We start from the raw sequence: 2822 nt of genomic DNA, 5'->3' as shown, positions 1-2822 counted from the left end.
TATATACTCTTACAAAAAAAGTAATTCATTATTTTGAAGAATATGTTGGAAAAACAGTTTCAGATGATGAAATGGCATATATTACTATGCACTTTGGTGCTTGGATGAGGAAAGAGGGAATCGTTCCCAGCCCAAGAAAAACCGCGCTACTTGTTTGTCCAAATGGTATTGGTACATCACGTATGTTGCAGTACCAATTAGAGCAAGTGTTTTCAAGTGTAGATATTTTAAAAGCCATTTCAAAGCGGGAATATGAATCAAATACATTTGATGTAGATTGTATTATTACTACAACTGAACTGGAGAAGGGGAAAATTCCTATCTTTATGGTAAATCCAATTTTGACCGATTCCGAAAAAGCATCGTTACTACGAAAAGTTAATGTAACTTTATATGGCGAAAATCAAAATGATTCAGTTGATATGATGATGGGTATTATCCAAAAATACACAGACATTTTAGATGAAAAATCTTTAAAAAATGAATTGAGAGAGTTTATGAGTGGTCCGGTACATATTGATAAGGAGGAGAAATATAAGCCTATGTTAAACGAGCTATTAACTAGAGAATTTATAGAGCTTGAGAATCACGTTGAGACGTGGGAGGAAGCAATTCGTGTTGCGTCGGAACCTTTATTACAAAGTGGACATATTTCTGAAGAATATATTTCTGAAATGATTGCGAATGTAAAGAAGTTAGGCCCGTATATTGTAATTGCACCTAAAATCGCTATACCTCATGCTCGTCCAGAAGCAGGTGTCAAAAAATTAGGGATGAGTTTATTACAACTAAAAGAGGGTGTGTTATTTTCAGAAAAACAAGAGCATACTGTAAATTTAATTATTGTATTAGCAGCTATAGATAACGAGACACATTTGAAGGCATTGGCACAATTAAGTGAGATGTTATCTGAACCAACGAACATAGAAATGTTAATGCATTCAAATTCAAAAGATAAAATGCTAGAAATGATAGCTAAATATTCTAATTAAAGGGGAGATTGAAATGAAAAAAGTATTAGTTGTATGTGGAAATGGATTAGGAAGTAGTTTTATTATAGAAATGAATGTAAAGAAAATATTAACTGAACTTGGTATGCAAGCTGAAGTTTCTCATACGGATTTAGCATCAAGTAAATCAGAACAAGCAGATCTATATTTAGGTGCGAAAGATATCATTTGCAACCTTGAAGATGGTACTCGCACAGTTGCTGGATTAACAAACATTCTAGATTTAAATGAAATTAAAGAAGCATTACAAAAACACCTGATGTAGAAACGGTGAAAGGGGAGTAGTGCTATGTTTGATTTAATAATGAAGGATATTTTGGGACAGCCTGCAATATTAGTTGGATTGTTTGCTATGTGTGGTTTACTATTGCAAAAAAAGAATTTTGCAGATACAGTTTCAGGAACATTAAAAACAATTATGGGCTTCGTCGTTTTAGGAGGCGGAGCTACTATATTAATAGGGGCTTTAGATGTTTTTGGTAAAATATTTGATAAAGCATTTCATATTAAAGGGATTATTCCAAATAACGAAGCTGTTGTTGCGATAGCACAGCAAACTTTAGGAACAGAAACGGCATTAATTATGGTATTTGGGATGATTGCTAATTTACTAATTGCACGATTTACAAGATTTAAATATGTATTTTTAACTGGTCATCATACCTTATTCATGGCATGTTTAATTTCAGCTGTATTTTCAACTACAGGGATAAAAGGCGCTTCACTAGTTATTAGTGGGTCTATTATTTTAGGATTACTTATGGTCATTTTTCCAGCTCTACTTCAACCGTATGTTAGAAAAATTACGGGAATGGATGATATCGCAATTGGCCATTTCGGTTCAGTTGGGTATTTAGCAGCAGGATTTGTTGGTAGTAAATTTGGAAATAAGGAAAAATCTACAGAACAAATTAAAGTACCGAAGTCATTAGGGTTTTTACGTGATACATCAGTTTCTATGTCATTAACAATGGCTGTGTTATTCTTTATTGTTGCACCATTTGCTGGGAAAAACTTTATCGAAACAGAATTAAGTAACGGACAAAATTATCTCGTGTATTCATTCATGCAAGCGATTACATTCGCTGCGGGTGTATATATTATTCTAGCTGGTGTCCGTATGTTGATTGCAGAAATTGTCCCTGCATTTAAAGGGATAGCAGATAAACTTGTACCAAATGCCAAACCAGCATTAGATTGTCCAACAATCTTCCCATTCGCGCCAAATGCAGTTATTATTGGCTTTTTAACAAGTTTTATTGCTGGATTACTATCTATGTTTATTCTTCCGTTTATCGGATTAAGTGTAATAGTGCCAGGATTAATCCCTCATTTCTTCACAGGGGCAACAGCTGCTGTATTTGGAAATGCAACTGGAGGAAGACGAGGAGCAATACTTGGAGCTTTTGTAAATGGATTATTAATCTCATTCCTACCAGCTATATTACTACCTATATTAGGTGGATTAGGATTTGAAAATACAACATTCGGTGATTCCGACTTTGCTGTTGTTGGTATTTTAATTAGTGAAATTGCGAAATTGCTAGGGAATGTTTTCTAAATAATAGAGCATAAAAAGACTTGAATTCTAATTATGAATTCAAGTCTTTTTATTTAAATATTAAAGTGTAAGAAAGTGAGGGAATTTGAATAAAAGAAATAGGGATTGGTTTGAAAAAAATGTGTTATGATTGTTTGTAAAATCTTTTGATTTTCCTTGAGGATCAATATTGAAACAGAAAAGTATATTTTCAAAATAGGGTAAAATAAAAGGAGTCTATGCATGAATTTTCAAAATGAAAAAATATCATT

Annotated in this window: 3 protein-coding genes; all 3 read left to right on the top strand. The window is 33.0% G+C overall.

Annotated elements, in window-relative coordinates; all coding sequences use genetic code 11:
• Positions 1–992 (top strand): BglG family transcription antiterminator (locus tag AB3X49_RS20695; protein WP_367964445.1); only part of this gene is annotated, 992 nt, incomplete at its 5' end.
• A gap of 13 nt (positions 993–1005) precedes the next feature.
• The gene (locus tag AB3X49_RS20690) at positions 1006–1275 is read left to right on the top strand and encodes a PTS sugar transporter subunit IIB (RefSeq protein WP_000757313.1); all 270 of its coding nucleotides are present in this window, start codon (positions 1006–1008) and stop codon (positions 1273–1275) included.
• 24 nt (positions 1276–1299) lie between these two features.
• Positions 1300–2571 (top strand): PTS ascorbate transporter subunit IIC, encoded by a 1272-nt coding sequence (gene ulaA, locus AB3X49_RS20685; RefSeq protein WP_367964443.1) that lies wholly within the window; start codon positions 1300–1302, stop codon positions 2569–2571.
• The last annotated feature ends 251 nt before the right edge of the window (positions 2572–2822 follow it).

This window comes from Bacillus sp. C30 (assembly GCF_040838255.1).
Lineage (GTDB): Bacteria > Bacillota > Bacilli > Bacillales > Bacillaceae_G > Bacillus_A > Bacillus_A mycoides.
Note: the sequence above shows the minus strand (reverse complement) of the source record. Positions and strands in the feature narration are given on the sequence as shown.

Excerpts from the sequence above, each read along its gene's own strand:
- ulaA (WP_367964443.1), top strand. The coding sequence starts at position 1,300 with ATGTTTGATTTAATAATGAAGGATATTTTGGGACAGCCTGCAATATTA.
- AB3X49_RS20690 (WP_000757313.1), top strand. The coding sequence starts at position 1,006 with ATGAAAAAAGTATTAGTTGTATGTGGAAATGGATTAGGAAGTAGTTTT.